Genomic DNA, 12,180 nt, shown 5'->3' on the forward strand with positions numbered 1-12,180 from the left:
CGATAATTCACAAGGAAGTGGACGCGACATGAAATACCAAAATTCCTGGCTTGCAGCACTGGCCGCGGCGTCGCTGCTGCTGTCCGGCTGCGCTGCCGCCGGAGCCGCCGCTCCCGGCGCCGCGGCGCCGACGGCGTCGGAGACCCACGCGGCGGGGCACACCGGGGAGCAACACGATACCGGCACCGACGCCCCGGCCGCGGCCGAGGGCCCACCTGAAGCGGCCCAAATGGTGTGCGGGAAAGAGACGCAGGACAATATCTCTTCGAGCCTTGCCCTCAGCGCTGCCCCGCACAGCGTGAGCAGCTGGGCCGACAAACTCTTCACCTGTACCTATCACCTTGCCGAAGGAAGCTTCGTGATCTCCGTGAAGGAATCAGCTGATCCTGCAGCGGCTCGCCAGTACTTTGATGCGCTGCAAAGTGAAGCCGGGGATGCGGCGCCGATCCAAGGGCTTGCCAACCTCGGGTTCCCGGCCTACGAGGCACCCCGGGGGTCAGTTGTTTTCCTGAAGGACAACATGACCCTGTCCGTGGACGCCACAGACCTGCCCGGAGCCGTCGGGCCGAACAGCGTCACACCCGCGGCATTTGCATACCAAATCGCAACCACCATCCTGGCCTGCTGGACCGAACACCCCTAAAGCGCCCGTTAGTGGTGGCTGTGCTCGCTAGCAACTCCTACGCCCCCGGCGGCGGCCAACGGTGGCGTCAGTGGTGGCTGAGGTGCTCGTCGTCTTTCCAGATGCCGTCACCGGGCATGTCGAGCCGGCCGGTCATCGGCTCGCGCCATTGCGGGGTGTCAGTGGGTTCTCCCCAGTAGTCGGTGACTCGCACGGCTTTCCCATCCTCAAGTTCGCCGATGGTCACGTTGCGGTAGAGCCGACCGTCGCCGTAGTTGCACGTCCACTCCACCACCACAACATCTTTCAGGTGGAGGCGTCTTCCAACCTCGAGCGTAAGTTCGGCGAAATTGCCCTCGACGCTGCCGATCAGCTTTTTGGTGCGCACGACCTCGCCCATTTGAGGCCATTGCCGCACCGCATTCTCGGCCAGAGGCACACCGAGGATGTAGGCGAGGCGGGTCTCACCGTTGGACGCCGCTTGATCAGCGTTCATCGAAATATCCCTCCGTCTGTCCCCTTGTCGCCGAGTGTTGTGCCGCACCGCGGCTTAGGGGCGGCCCGTCGGTTGATTGGATCTCCAGACTTTTTGCTGGCGTTGGGGCACACGGCCATCATCGACTAAACAACGCCGCGTTGGCAACGGTGTGTCCCAAATGGCAGTGGCAGGATTTGCCGGAATTCTTTACCCTGGCCCGCCTGCCGTGCATCCGTCAGTCCGGGCAACGACTGCGGCCCGTTCCGGTCGGCGGATAGAGGTGGCTGCCACCTGGTGGAATACCAGCAGTTACTCCGGCGGACGTTTGCGGAACGGTCGCAGCCTTGATAAGCAAGCGGTGACTTGCCTATAGTGAAGCCATGGTTGATGTCTTCCGAGCACTCGACGATGCGACACGGCGCACAGTCCTTGATGAGTTGTCAGTGCGCGACGGTCAAACCCTGTTTGAGATCTGCTCCATGCTGACGGTGCGGCATGGCCTCAGCCTCACGCGCCAGGCGATCTCACAGCACCTCGGCGTGCTTGAGTCGGCAGGCCTCGTAGTGACGGAGCGGCGCGGACGTTCCAAGTTCCACTACTTTAACCCTGAGCCAATCGCCGAGATTACCGGACGATGGACCGCCAGAAAGAGGATCGAAGAATGAAAATTGCCCTGACGAGCCTGTTCGTCGACGACCAGCGCGCTGCCCTTGCCTTTTACACGGACGTGCTCGGTTTCTCGAAGCGCCACGACATCCCCCTCGGCGATGACTTCTGGATCACCGTTGTATCCCCCGAATCGCCGGATGGTCCGGAGCTGCTTCTCGAACCGTCGAGCCACCCGGCAGTAAAGCCGTATCGGGATGCCCTGGTCGAGGACGGCATTCCACTCGCTCAATTCGCCGTCGCTGACATCGAAGCCGAGCACTCCAGACTCACCGGCAGGGGCGTGGTGTTCACGCAGCCGCCAACTGACATCGGCACCGCTGTGGTGGCCGTCTTTGATGACACCTGCGGCAACCTCATCCAGCTCATCGAAATGAAGCGGGACGAGGACGACGCCGACTCCCGCTGAGCGAGCGACGGATTCGAACCACGGCTTCACCCAGCTGCGCGAAGTCGCTGCCACCATCTCGAAGATTCCGACCGAGGAGACCGAATCATGGGGAAAATCATGCGCCGTCGATTACTTCCGCCGTGGGCGCTTGTGTATCTGATGGGTCGATGGCCTCCACCGAGATCAAGATGAGGCCAAGATTTCGGACTTTCACCAGGAGCCCGTGCAGCGCCGGTTGATCAGGGACAAAACCGCGCAGGCTGGTCGTCCCATCGTCTTCGTGGGTCAGGGTAAGGTCGCCGAACCAGGCAGACCAGCGCTCGTCGAGGTGCCCATCCACCCGAAGCTGGTAGCCAGCGGGATCCTTTTGTTTGCGTCGCTGCCCCATTAGGACCAGGCCTCCGGCGCCGGCGGCCCGGTCCGGCTGCTGTAGCGGTGGATGACGACCTCAGCGACCGTGAGATTGATAGCCCACCCGGCGCCCAGCATAAGGTCGGTACTTAGCACGCTGGTGCCGAACGCTGCGTGTCCTATGCCTTGGGTGAATACCTGGGTGCCTGCTCCTAGGGCCAAGGCATAGGCCCGCGTCATCCATGCCTGGTGAAGGCTTATGTCGCCTCGGCGGACTGCCGCGAATCCCAGGATGATGCTGGCAGCCATGCCGGATCCGAAAGCCAGTCGAAACACATAAGCGAGTTCCCCGGTGCCCGGCTGGCGGGGGTAGAACAACGTCATCCACAGTGCAGATGCCGCCACTGCCAGGCCGAGTCCCAACAAAGCTCGTCCAGCCGTCCGGTGCCAAACCGGGTGGCGACGCCGGAGCCTGGGGGCGAATTGAAATGCGCCGACGACGGCGTATCCCACGGCGCAGACGATATGCACTGTCACAGCCAGGGGCGAGGCGGTCATCCGGGCGTTATCGGGGATAAGCGGCGGGCCGCCGGCCAGTTCCAACAGCCGCAGGCAACCGGCAGCGGCCGGAACCATGACGAGGGCTACCAGCGCGAACGGCACCCACCCCACCTGGCGGGCCGGCCGGTGGGCACGCGCCGCCGCCTGAATGCTCACTTGGCGCCTGCTTGGTGGAGCGGTGAGCTGACCGTGCCGTTGAGGCGACGGGCAGCAGGGGCGCGCAAGCCGTGCCACAGCGAGTAGCCGAGGCCGATCATGGCTACACCGGTAGGAATAGCGAACAGCCGTTCGTTGACTTGCGGAAGCAGCGGGATGGCGAGAGTTGCCACGGATCCGGCGGCGAGAAGCACGGCGGCCCACCGGGCGAGGATGCCGGCGCGGAAGAGTCCGATGCCGAACAACAGGCCGCCGCCGAGGAAGGTGGCGGCCGAGGCCAGGTTCAGGAGCTGCATCAGGCCGATGTCGCCGCTGGCCTGGCCGCCCGTCACTACGGCAAAGACGTCGTTGACGTATCCGGGCGCCATCCGGGCAAGCGTTGGAAAGACAACAGCGCCGATGACTTCGACGCTCATCATCAAGAGGTAGCCGGCGCCGAACACGAGGTACCCGATCAGGCCCAGCACTCCGGCCTGCCTCACCTGGCGCAGGTACATGCCGGTGATGCCGACCAGCGATAGGCCGGACATCAGCACCTTCAGGCTTTGTCGGACCGTGTACTCGGTGGTGGTGGCGAACTCTGCATCCAAGGGAGGGTGGCTGATCTGGACACCGATGAACAGCAGGCCTGCTGCGACGGCGGCCAGGCCGGCTGAGCGGGCGAGGCGGGCGGGTGTTATGGACATGTCTGGCTCCCTAATCGTAAGTCCCGGCCGCGTGGCGCTGCCGGATAACTCAAAGGTAGGGACGGATGGTGTGACCCGGCGTCACCCCATGATGTGACTGACAGGATGAAACATGATCGTGGTAGCGGCTAGATCAGCCCGTGGTCGCGGGCACAAATAACCGCTGCTCGGCGGCTGGTTACGCCGAGTTTGGTGAAGACGTGTTTGGTGTGGGATCGCAAGGTGTTGTGCGAGATGAACAGTTCGCGGGCGATCTCCGGTCCGGTCAGCGCGCTGTCGAGGTGCTTGAGAACCTGGATCTCCCGCTCGCTGAGGGAGTCAACGGCCGACGCCGGGCGCTCCCCTGGCCGGGAGGTTTGCGCCGCAGACCCCTTGCCCAGGTTGAGCAGCCGTGACGCGTGGGCGACGGTGCCGCCGTCGTGCATTGCCGAACGCAACAACTCCACCATGGGCGCTCCTTCGTCCAGGAACAGCCGCACGTACTCATCGGGTTCAGACGCTTCCTCCCACGCGCAGCGAAGCGCTTCGAGCGCCAGTTGTCGATGCCCCTGCACGTGGTACACCAAACCCTGGAGCATAAGGATCTCCACCACGCTGCCCGCGCGCCCGGATGCCGAGGCATGGGTCAGCAACTCCGCCAACAGGCGGTGGACGCCCCGGACGGCGCCGCCTTCCGGGTCGGCCCGCTCCTGGGCAATCAACAGCCGCACCAGCGTCAGGTGATTGTATTCCCTGAGATAGCTGACCTCGTCCGTGACGGAAAGCCCCCGTTCACGTGCCCAGCCAGCAGCCTCCGACAAGGCGCCCTGGGCTATCCAAACGCGCGCCTTGATGGCGGCTATCGGGCGCACATCCGGGAAGAACCCGGGCCGGTAGAGCTCCTCCGCCTGGTCAAGAAAATCGATGGCGCGATCGTGGTTTCCTTCATCGCGGGCCACCAGTCCCGACGCCACGAACCACCGGTAACGGCTTTCCGTCATCGGTCCGCGGTGAACAAACGCCGCGGCCAGCTCAAGGTGCTGCTTGGCGTTGCCGAGGTCTCCGGCCTGGCGATCAATTTCGCCCAGCCCGACATGCAGGTCACTGCTCGCCCGGGCCATGGATCCACCGCGCGCCCGGGCCCGCTTCAGCGACTTCTGATACAGCCGGCGTGCCTCGCCGGGACGCCCCTTCGCGAGCCACAGGTCCGCGAGCACCACCGTGCCGCTGAGCTCGTCGACCAGGTTTCCGCCTGCTCGCAGGCTCGCCACAGCCTCGGAGAACGTCCGCGCCGCTCTCCGCACGTCGCCGGCAGCCCAGGCTGCGAGCCCCAGGAACCCGGCGGCCCCGCCGCGCGCGAGATGGTCATCCGGGCCGGCAAGCTCAAGTGCCTGCCGGGCATAAGACGAGGTGGCCGCCATATCACCCCGTGCCTGTGCGAGGGAAGCCCGATAAACAGCAATTGTCGACGGCAGTGTCTGGACCTCCTCTATGCCGGCCCAGGACGGCGTCGTTCCACCGCGTGACGCTGATTCCGGCACGCCGAGTTTCACTTCCGCAGCGAGTGCGCTACCCGCGTCATCGAGCCAGGACTCCACCCCGTCAAGGTCCCCGGAGGCCATCAGCATCCCGGCAAAGAAGACACTCAGGACCGGACTGCGGCGAATGGCATCCTCGGGAAGGACGCTCAGCCAACTATGCAATACGGCATCCTGGCGGTTGCGCCGCAGTACCGGCACCGCCAACTCCATCAGGTGCACGGCACGGTCGAAGTCGAAGGTGGCCAAGGCATGCCTGACGGCGTCCTCACTCTGGTCATGGGATTCATACCACCGGCTGGCGCGCTGGTGCAGTAACGGAATCCGTTCGGGGTGCTCGCTGAGGAGGCGGGCCCGCAGCACGTCGGCGAACAGGTTGTGGTAGCGGTACCACTCACGCCGATCATCCAGCGGGACGAGGAACAGGTTCGCCCGCTCCAAGGCCGTGAGCATTTGGCTCCCGTCGCCGCGCCCGGTAAGCGCATCACAGAGCGGACCGGTGAGCCTGTTGAGAACAGCCGAGTCCAGCAAGAACCGACGAACCGCATCAGGTTGATGCCGCAGCACCTCCTCGACGAGGTAGTCGAGCACATAGCGGTCGTTCCCGGCGAAGCGGGCGATGAAGCCGGCGACGTCGTCGTGCCGTTGGAGCGAGAGCGCGGCGAGCTGAAGCGCGGCAATCCACCCCTCGGTCCGTTCTTCCAGCGTCGCCACGTCGTCCGCGGCCAGGTCCAGTCCCGCCACTTCTTTGAGATAGGCGGCGGCCTCCTCCGAGGTGAAGCGCAGATCCGCGGCACGGATCTCGATCAGCTCGCCGCGCACCCGCCACCGGGACAGTGGCAGATCCGGGTCGGCCCGCGTGCTGATCACCACGTGCACGCGGGGTGGAAGGTGCTCAAGCAGGAAAACCATTCCCGCGCTGATATCGCCACTGTCGACCACGTGGTAGTCATCGAGCACAAGCCAAACATCAGCGGCAGCCGCGGCCAGATCGTTCAGCATCGTCGCAAGAACAAGCTCGGTGGGCATTGGTCTGGACGCGATGAGCTCCAGCGCAACCGGACCGATGCCCGGCACCGCCATTTGGAGGGCATTCACTACGTAGGTCCAGAACGACGCAGGCTCGTTGTCCGCAGGGTCGAGCGCGAGCCAGGCAACACAGCGGGCTTCACCGGGCGTTTCAGCCAGCCACTCTGCGAGCAGCGTAGTCTTGCCGAAGCCAGCCGGAGCGGATATCAGCGTAAGCCGCGGCTCTGCTCCGCCACGCAAGCGTTCGCTGAGCCTGGGGCGAGGTACCAGGGCACGTCGCAGCTTCGGAACGAACAGCTTCGTAGCAATTATCGGATATGCCATGTGATCCCCGCTGGCCAAAAGTGTGTGGCAGATAACACCAGCCTACCGAGGCGCTGGTCAACATCGATGCCGCTTCGGCAGTGCGGCCGCCTCTGGCACTCAAACCCTCTCGGGGACGGGCCCTTGCTTTAACCGATCCCGCCCCATAAGTTCGCCTTGGCCCACTAACGCTGCAAGGCCGAACGGTCCTGACCCGAAACGATATGCGCGGCACGAGAACTGAAATGATGAATGACATGGATATTGTCCAGTTCCTGGAAGACCGGACCTCGGAGCAGGAGGCGGCGCTCCGAGCCGGGGCCTTCACACTCGGCTCATCCACGAACCCCGCTGATGGCAGCGAAGACAGCGCCACCGTGCAGGAACGCATGCTGGAAGAATGCGCCCAGCAGCGAGCCCTCATTGCGAGCTGGAAGGAATCAGCCGCCGCGGAAGGGATCACCGACCCGGATGAAGCAACCGACACCATCGCCATCGCCAGGCGAACCATGCTCGTTCTGCTCGCAGGTGCCCACCGGGACCACCCGGACTACAATCCGGATTGGGACCCGGAACCGCCCACCATTGGACCCGGCGACCCGTCCCGGGGATAGATACCTTGTAGGACAACCCCCGGCCGCCTGCGTTGAATGACGGTTCGACTCCCGGCTTTTAACACTCCCCCGTCGGTGCCGCCAATCCCGGCCGGATCTACTGGGCCCGGCCGGCTGACGAGCCGCATCAGTTTTCCGGGGGTATCCATCAGCGGATCCTCATCGCGATGGCCATTGCCCTCGAGCCGCCCTTGTTGATCGCGGACGAACCGACGACAGCACTGGACGTTACCGTGCAAGCCCAGATCCTCGAGCTGCCGACCGCCTGGCTGTTATGTATGCCGGGCGAATTGTGGAAGCGGGCGACGCTGATGCTGTGCTCGGCTCCCCCGCCCATCCGTACACTGATGCCCTCCTCTGTTCGGTGCCACAAGCCGCTATGCGCGACGCAGATCTCCTGAAGAACTCAGGCCTACTGCTCAACCTGAGGGAGCCACCGTGCCTTGTGCGCTCCGCATTTGCCGTTCCCGATGCCCCAGGAGCGTCGGGGTGTCCGCGCAACAAGTGATCAGGCCGCACGAACTGCGTGGTCTGCTGCCGATCAGCGGCCGCGGACAACGCGCTCGGCAGATCCTCCCGGTCCGGCACGAAGGTGCTGCCGGGTCGATTACACCGGCAGCTACGGCGCGAGCGTATGGGCGAGCCCGGCAAGTACTGGTTCGCGGCCTAACTCGATATGGGAGTACGCAAGGGAATAAGCCAAGTCCGGGCGGCCCTGCAGGATGGCATTGCAGAGCTCCACGTGCTCGTCACGCTGAAGCTCATTGCTGCGGTTGTGGGCGAGGCCAAAGATCCAGCGCATCCGGCCAAAAAGGGGCTTCACAGAATCGACAAGTAGTCGGTTGCCGGAGAGCCGCACAATTTCGGCATGGAATTCCGCGCTGAGACCTGCAACATTCGCCTCAGGACCGTCGTCGATAGCGCGTCGTGTTTCGTCCACGAGTTCCTGCAATCTTGCACCGTCTTGACCGTCGGCAACCCGGACCGCTGCAGCACGCGCGGCAAAAGTTTCGAGGCAGAGGCGGACGTCGAAGAGTTCGTTGACGTCGGTGAGCGTCAGCCGCCGCACCGCCGCACCCCTGCGAGGTGATGTTTCGACGAAGCCGTCCTGTTCCAGGCGCTGGATGGCCTCCCGGACGGGGATCCTTGACACGCTGTGAAGTTCTGAGAGTTCACGTTCGCGCAGCCGCGTACCCTGCTCGTATTTGCCTGTCACAATCCCCTCAAGGACAAGCTGATACACGTGTTCGGCCCGGACCTCGTCGTCCCGCCCGTTCAGCGCATCCCCTTTCGGTTCAACCACATTCACCCCGCCGTTCATCACTCACCCTCTGGCCCTGCGGACCGTGCCGCTCAGCGTTCCACCTGAGCATACACGTGCCCGACTGCCGGCTCCGGGCACACCCACCGGCTTCCATCCTGCCTGTCCTGGATTGGCTTGCCCCGGGAATGGACACGTATCCCGGTGTGCCGCGGAGTATGGGCCGCATCAAGGCTGGTATTCCAAATAATATCGAAAGGTGATTTACATCGCACAAATGGTGCTCTAATCTATGTTTGGTATACAAAACAATGGAGCCTGCTCCGCGGACCTGAATCGAGCGTTCCCAATGACCCAGCTTCAGTCCGGTGCCACACCAACTGCTGCGAGGACGTTGCCTGGCGACAGCGCCGGCGCCAGCGGCCCCCTGTCCCCCGGCGGCCAACCCGCCGTCGCTGCCGGGGGCCAATGCGTCGAGTCGGGACCGGTGGATGAGATCTTCCACGACACCCGGCATCCGTACCCGGCACCCCTACACCCAGGCGCTGCTCTCAGCGGTGCCGTTGCCCGATCCACGGGCAGCCCGGCAGCAAGTGAAGATCAGGCTCCGCGGAGATCTTCCGTCACCGTCAAACCCGCCCAGCGGCTGCGTCTTCCGCACCCGCTGCCCACTGTTCGACGCACTGCACGAAAGCCGGCAGCAGGTGTGCATCAGCGACATTCCCTCACCGGCCGGCCCGGCCGCCCCGGCCTGCCACACCGGCGGGGCTGGCCGCCGCCACCCCCGCCGGTGTGCAATAGACCCAACAATAAGGAGCACTACATTGACTACCCTGATCCGCGCCGCCCGTCCCTGGGGGCAAGCGCTGAGCGACATCCTGCTCAAAGATGGGAAAATCGCCGGCATCGAGCCGCATAACCCCGCGCACACCCCGACGGACCCGCCAGGGGCCCTCCAAGAGGCGGCCACCGTCGTCGAAGGCCGCGGCCGGCTGCTGCTCCCGTCCTTCTCCGACGTCCATGTCCAGCTGGACTCGACCCGCATCGGCCTGCCGTTCCGCGAGCACACCGGAGGCCCCGGCGTTTGGACCATGATGATGAACGACCGGAAAAACTGGCGCGACGCCGAGGTCCCCCTCCAGGAACGCGTCAACAACACGCTGGGCCGGATGATCGCGCGCGGCACAACCAGGGTCCGCTCCTACGCCCAGGTCGATGTGGACTGCCGGCTGGAACGCTTCGAAGCGGTCCTGGCGGCTAAGGAACACTTCGAGGACCAGGCCGACGTCGACATCATCGCCTTCCCGCAGGCCGGTCTCCTTCTCGAGGACGGCACCGTGCCGCTGATGGAGCAGGCCCTCCGGGCCGGGGCCAACGTGATGGGTGGCATTGATCCATGCAGCCTGGACCGGGATCCCGTCCGGCACCTGGACATCGTCTTTGGCCTGGCCGAGAAGTACCAGGTTCCCATCGACATCCACCTCCACGAACCGGGCGAGCTGGGCGTCTTCAGCACGGACCTGGTGATGGAGCGAACCCGGGCCCTCGGGATGCAGGGCAAGGTCACCATGTCCCACGCCTACCAGCTGGGCAGCGTCTCCGAGGCCACCACACACCGGCTCGTCGAGGAGTTCGCGGAGCTTGACATCTCCATGGCATCCGTGGCCCCGGCGGCATCCGGGCAGCTCCCGCTCCCGCTGCTGGCGGAGGCCGGTGTCCGCGTGGGCCTGGGCGAGGACGGGCAGCGCGATTACTGGTCCCCCTACGGCAATACAGACATGCTGGACCGCACCTGGCAGCTCGCGTTCACCCATGGTTTCCGCAGGGACGAGTTGATCGAACACTGCCTGGCCATCGCTACGGTGGGCGGCGCCAGCGTGCTGGACCCGGCCGCCATCCGGCTCAACGGCACCGCGCACCGGCCCTGCCTTGACGTCGGCGATCCGGCCGAGCTGCTGCTGGTCGACGGCGAGACGGTCGCCTCCGCGGTCATGGACCGGGGCACCGACCGAACCGTGATCCACCGCGGCCGCGTTGTGGCAGACCAACTGCAACTACTTCCCTAGGCCCGCAATAAAGTGGCAGGTTCCTTTCTAAGGGACCTGCCACTTTTTTGTGTGGGGGTCAGCTTCCGACGCCGGCCGGCCGGGTCTCGCCGGTGAACACCGTGCTTTCGTCCGCAGACACGATTCGCCCGCTCACCGAGAAGTATCCCGCCAGGGACAGCAGCATGGCCACTCCCGCCAAGGCCCAGAACGCAGCTTCCCAGCCGCCGGTCACATCATGAATCAGGGCGGCCAGCACAGGTCCAAGGGAGGCCAGGGCGAACCCGAGCCCCTGGCTCATCGCCGAAAGACTCCCCGCGGTTTGGGGCCCCGTGGAGCGGAGCACCACGAGCGCAAGTCCAAGCCCGAGTCCGGCGCTCTGGACAACTCCCAGGACACCTATCAAGAGGAACTGAAACTCAGCCGGGCCGGCCAGCACCCCGAGCAGCGCGGCGGCCACAAACATCCCCAAACCGGGCGCCATGATCTTGAGAACAGCCGGCCGGCTGGCCAGCACGGGTGCCAGCAGGCTGGCGGGAAGGCCGGCCACGCTGAACCACGCAAGATGCGCCGCAGCGTCGCCGGCGGTGAGGCCCTTCGACACCAGGAAGACTGTCAGCCATGAAGTGACCGCGAAGTAGAGCATCGCCTGGAGACCAAAGAATGCTGTCACCGCCCAGGCAGTTCCCTGGCTCCGCAGTGCGCGGGCGGCAGGGAGTAGCCGCTCCGCACCGGCCCTTGAGCTGCCGGAGCTGAAAGCATTTGAAGGTGGAATGGCGGCCAGCGTACCGGCAGGTCCGGTGGCCACCCCACCGTGTTGGAGCATCAGTATTGCCGCCAGCACAGCTGGTACAGCCCAGATGGCCAGAGCCCCGTTCAGGCTTCCGTCCAGAGCGTGCTGCAGCGGTTGGATCAACCCTGCCCCCAGTGCCGCGCCGAGTCCGAAGCCCATGCTGCACAGCCCCGTCCACCAGCCGTTGCCCTGGTTGGCCTTGACGACCTGGGGCAGCAACACGCTGGCTGCCATGATGGCCATGCCGGCCACAAAGGTGCCGGGGAGCAGTAGGGCAGGCACCAGCACCCGGGCGACCAGGGCCAAGGCCAGCAACAGCATCGCAAGAGCGATGGCTGTCCCTGCACCCAGGCGGCGGGCGAGCCACGGTCCGCACGGGGCGGACATTCCGAAGGCGAGGACCGGCAGCGCCGCAAGGAGCGGCAGCGCCGGGGCAGCTATCCCCAGCCCCTGTTCCAGTTGGCCCATGGATCCGGCGATGGTCGTAATCGCCGGCCGTAGGTTAATGGAAACGAGGCTCAAAGCGACGAGTGTCAATGCGATCTTCGAAGCTGCAGGTGTCCGGGGCCGCTCCCAGGGCGCCCGGGGGATCTTTTTCACAGTCGTCTCCTGACTATATTCTGGTATACCAAGCCTAGCCTGATCTAGGGACCGTAGGTTCACGCGCAGAACGCATGCGTGCGGCGTTCGTAAAGGAGGATTCTTTG

12 protein-coding genes and 2 pseudogenes are annotated in these 12,180 nt (G+C 64.9%); 7 read left to right on the forward strand and 7 right to left on the reverse strand.

From position 1 onward, the window contains the following. Positions 1-28: 28 nt before the first annotated feature. Positions 29-643: a hypothetical protein gene (locus QMG72_RS14590; protein ID WP_283480897.1), complete on the forward strand. Its 615-nt coding sequence runs from the start codon at positions 29-31 to the stop codon at positions 641-643. 67 nt (positions 644-710) lie between these two features. Here QMG72_RS14590 and QMG72_RS14595 read toward each other — a convergent pair whose 3' ends face one another. Further along, positions 711-1,118: a nuclear transport factor 2 family protein gene (locus tag QMG72_RS14595; RefSeq protein WP_283480899.1), complete on the reverse strand. Its 408-nt coding sequence runs from the start codon at positions 1,116-1,118 to the stop codon at positions 711-713. A gap of 362 nt (positions 1,119-1,480) precedes the next feature. Here QMG72_RS14595 and QMG72_RS14600 point away from each other — a divergent pair, with 362 nt between their 5' ends. Together QMG72_RS14600 and QMG72_RS14605 are read left to right on the forward strand one after the other, a co-directional pair. Next, positions 1,481-1,765, forward strand: coding sequence for an ArsR/SmtB family transcription factor (locus tag QMG72_RS14600; protein WP_226776489.1), 285 nt, complete (start codon positions 1,481-1,483; stop codon positions 1,763-1,765). Then, entirely contained in the window at positions 1,762-2,175 is a 414-nt protein-coding gene (locus QMG72_RS14605; RefSeq protein WP_253032882.1) for a VOC family protein, read from the forward strand. The genes QMG72_RS14600 and QMG72_RS14605 overlap by 4 nt, the downstream gene beginning before the upstream one ends. Positions 2,176-2,272: 97 nt before the next feature. On the opposite strand, the gene QMG72_RS14610 is transcribed toward QMG72_RS14605, so the two are convergent. From QMG72_RS14610 to QMG72_RS14625, 4 genes are all read right to left on the reverse strand, one after another. Further along, positions 2,273-2,545 (reverse strand): DUF8691 family protein, encoded by a 273-nt coding sequence (locus QMG72_RS14610; protein WP_282360785.1) that lies wholly within the window; start codon positions 2,543-2,545, stop codon positions 2,273-2,275. Continuing rightward, the gene (locus tag QMG72_RS14615; protein WP_283480900.1) at positions 2,545-3,225 is read right to left on the reverse strand and encodes a DUF2306 domain-containing protein; all 681 of its coding nucleotides are present in this window, start codon (positions 3,223-3,225) and stop codon (positions 2,545-2,547) included. Before QMG72_RS14615 ends, QMG72_RS14610 begins: the two co-directional genes overlap by 1 nt. Then, a complete protein-coding gene (locus tag QMG72_RS14620) occupies positions 3,222-3,911 on the reverse strand; it encodes a hypothetical protein (protein WP_282360783.1) in 690 nt (229 codons plus the stop codon). Before QMG72_RS14620 ends, QMG72_RS14615 begins: the two co-directional genes overlap by 4 nt. Positions 3,912-4,039: 128 nt before the next feature. After that, positions 4,040-6,781 carry a winged helix-turn-helix domain-containing protein gene (locus tag QMG72_RS14625; protein ID WP_283480901.1) on the reverse strand — a complete coding sequence of 914 codons (2,742 nt, stop codon included), beginning with the start codon at positions 6,779-6,781 and terminating at the stop codon, positions 4,040-4,042. A gap of 236 nt (positions 6,782-7,017) precedes the next feature. On the opposite strand from QMG72_RS14625, the gene QMG72_RS14630 reads away from it, so the two are divergent. After that, positions 7,018-7,374 (forward strand): DUF6221 family protein, encoded by a 357-nt coding sequence (locus tag QMG72_RS14630; RefSeq protein ID WP_226776495.1) that lies wholly within the window; start codon positions 7,018-7,020, stop codon positions 7,372-7,374. A gap of 104 nt (positions 7,375-7,478) precedes the next feature. After that, a pseudogene (locus tag QMG72_RS14635) lies at positions 7,479-7,882 on the forward strand (ATP-binding cassette domain-containing protein); the annotation flags it as partial. A 111-nt stretch (positions 7,883-7,993) separates the two neighbouring features. Here the strand turns inward: QMG72_RS14635 and QMG72_RS14640 are convergent. After that, positions 7,994-8,677, reverse strand: coding sequence for a GntR family transcriptional regulator (locus tag QMG72_RS14640; RefSeq protein WP_226776496.1), 684 nt, complete (start codon positions 8,675-8,677; stop codon positions 7,994-7,996). 449 nt (positions 8,678-9,126) lie between these two features. On the opposite strand from QMG72_RS14640, the pseudogene QMG72_RS14645 reads away from it, so the two are divergent. After that, positions 9,127-9,252, forward strand: a pseudogene (locus QMG72_RS14645) (hypothetical protein); the annotation flags it as partial. A gap of 207 nt (positions 9,253-9,459) precedes the next feature. Continuing rightward, the gene (locus QMG72_RS14650) at positions 9,460-10,701 is read left to right on the forward strand and encodes an amidohydrolase family protein (protein WP_283480954.1); all 1,242 of its coding nucleotides are present in this window, start codon (positions 9,460-9,462) and stop codon (positions 10,699-10,701) included. A gap of 58 nt (positions 10,702-10,759) precedes the next feature. Here the strand turns inward: QMG72_RS14650 and QMG72_RS14655 are convergent, their stop codons facing one another. Continuing rightward, the gene (locus QMG72_RS14655; protein WP_226776497.1) at positions 10,760-12,073 is read right to left on the reverse strand and encodes an MFS transporter; all 1,314 of its coding nucleotides are present in this window, start codon (positions 12,071-12,073) and stop codon (positions 10,760-10,762) included. Positions 12,074-12,180: the final 107 nt, after the last annotated feature.

Origin of the sequence: Pseudarthrobacter sp. PH31-O2, assembly GCF_030063265.1 — a bacterium.
Classification (GTDB): domain Bacteria; phylum Actinomycetota; class Actinomycetes; order Actinomycetales; family Micrococcaceae; genus Arthrobacter.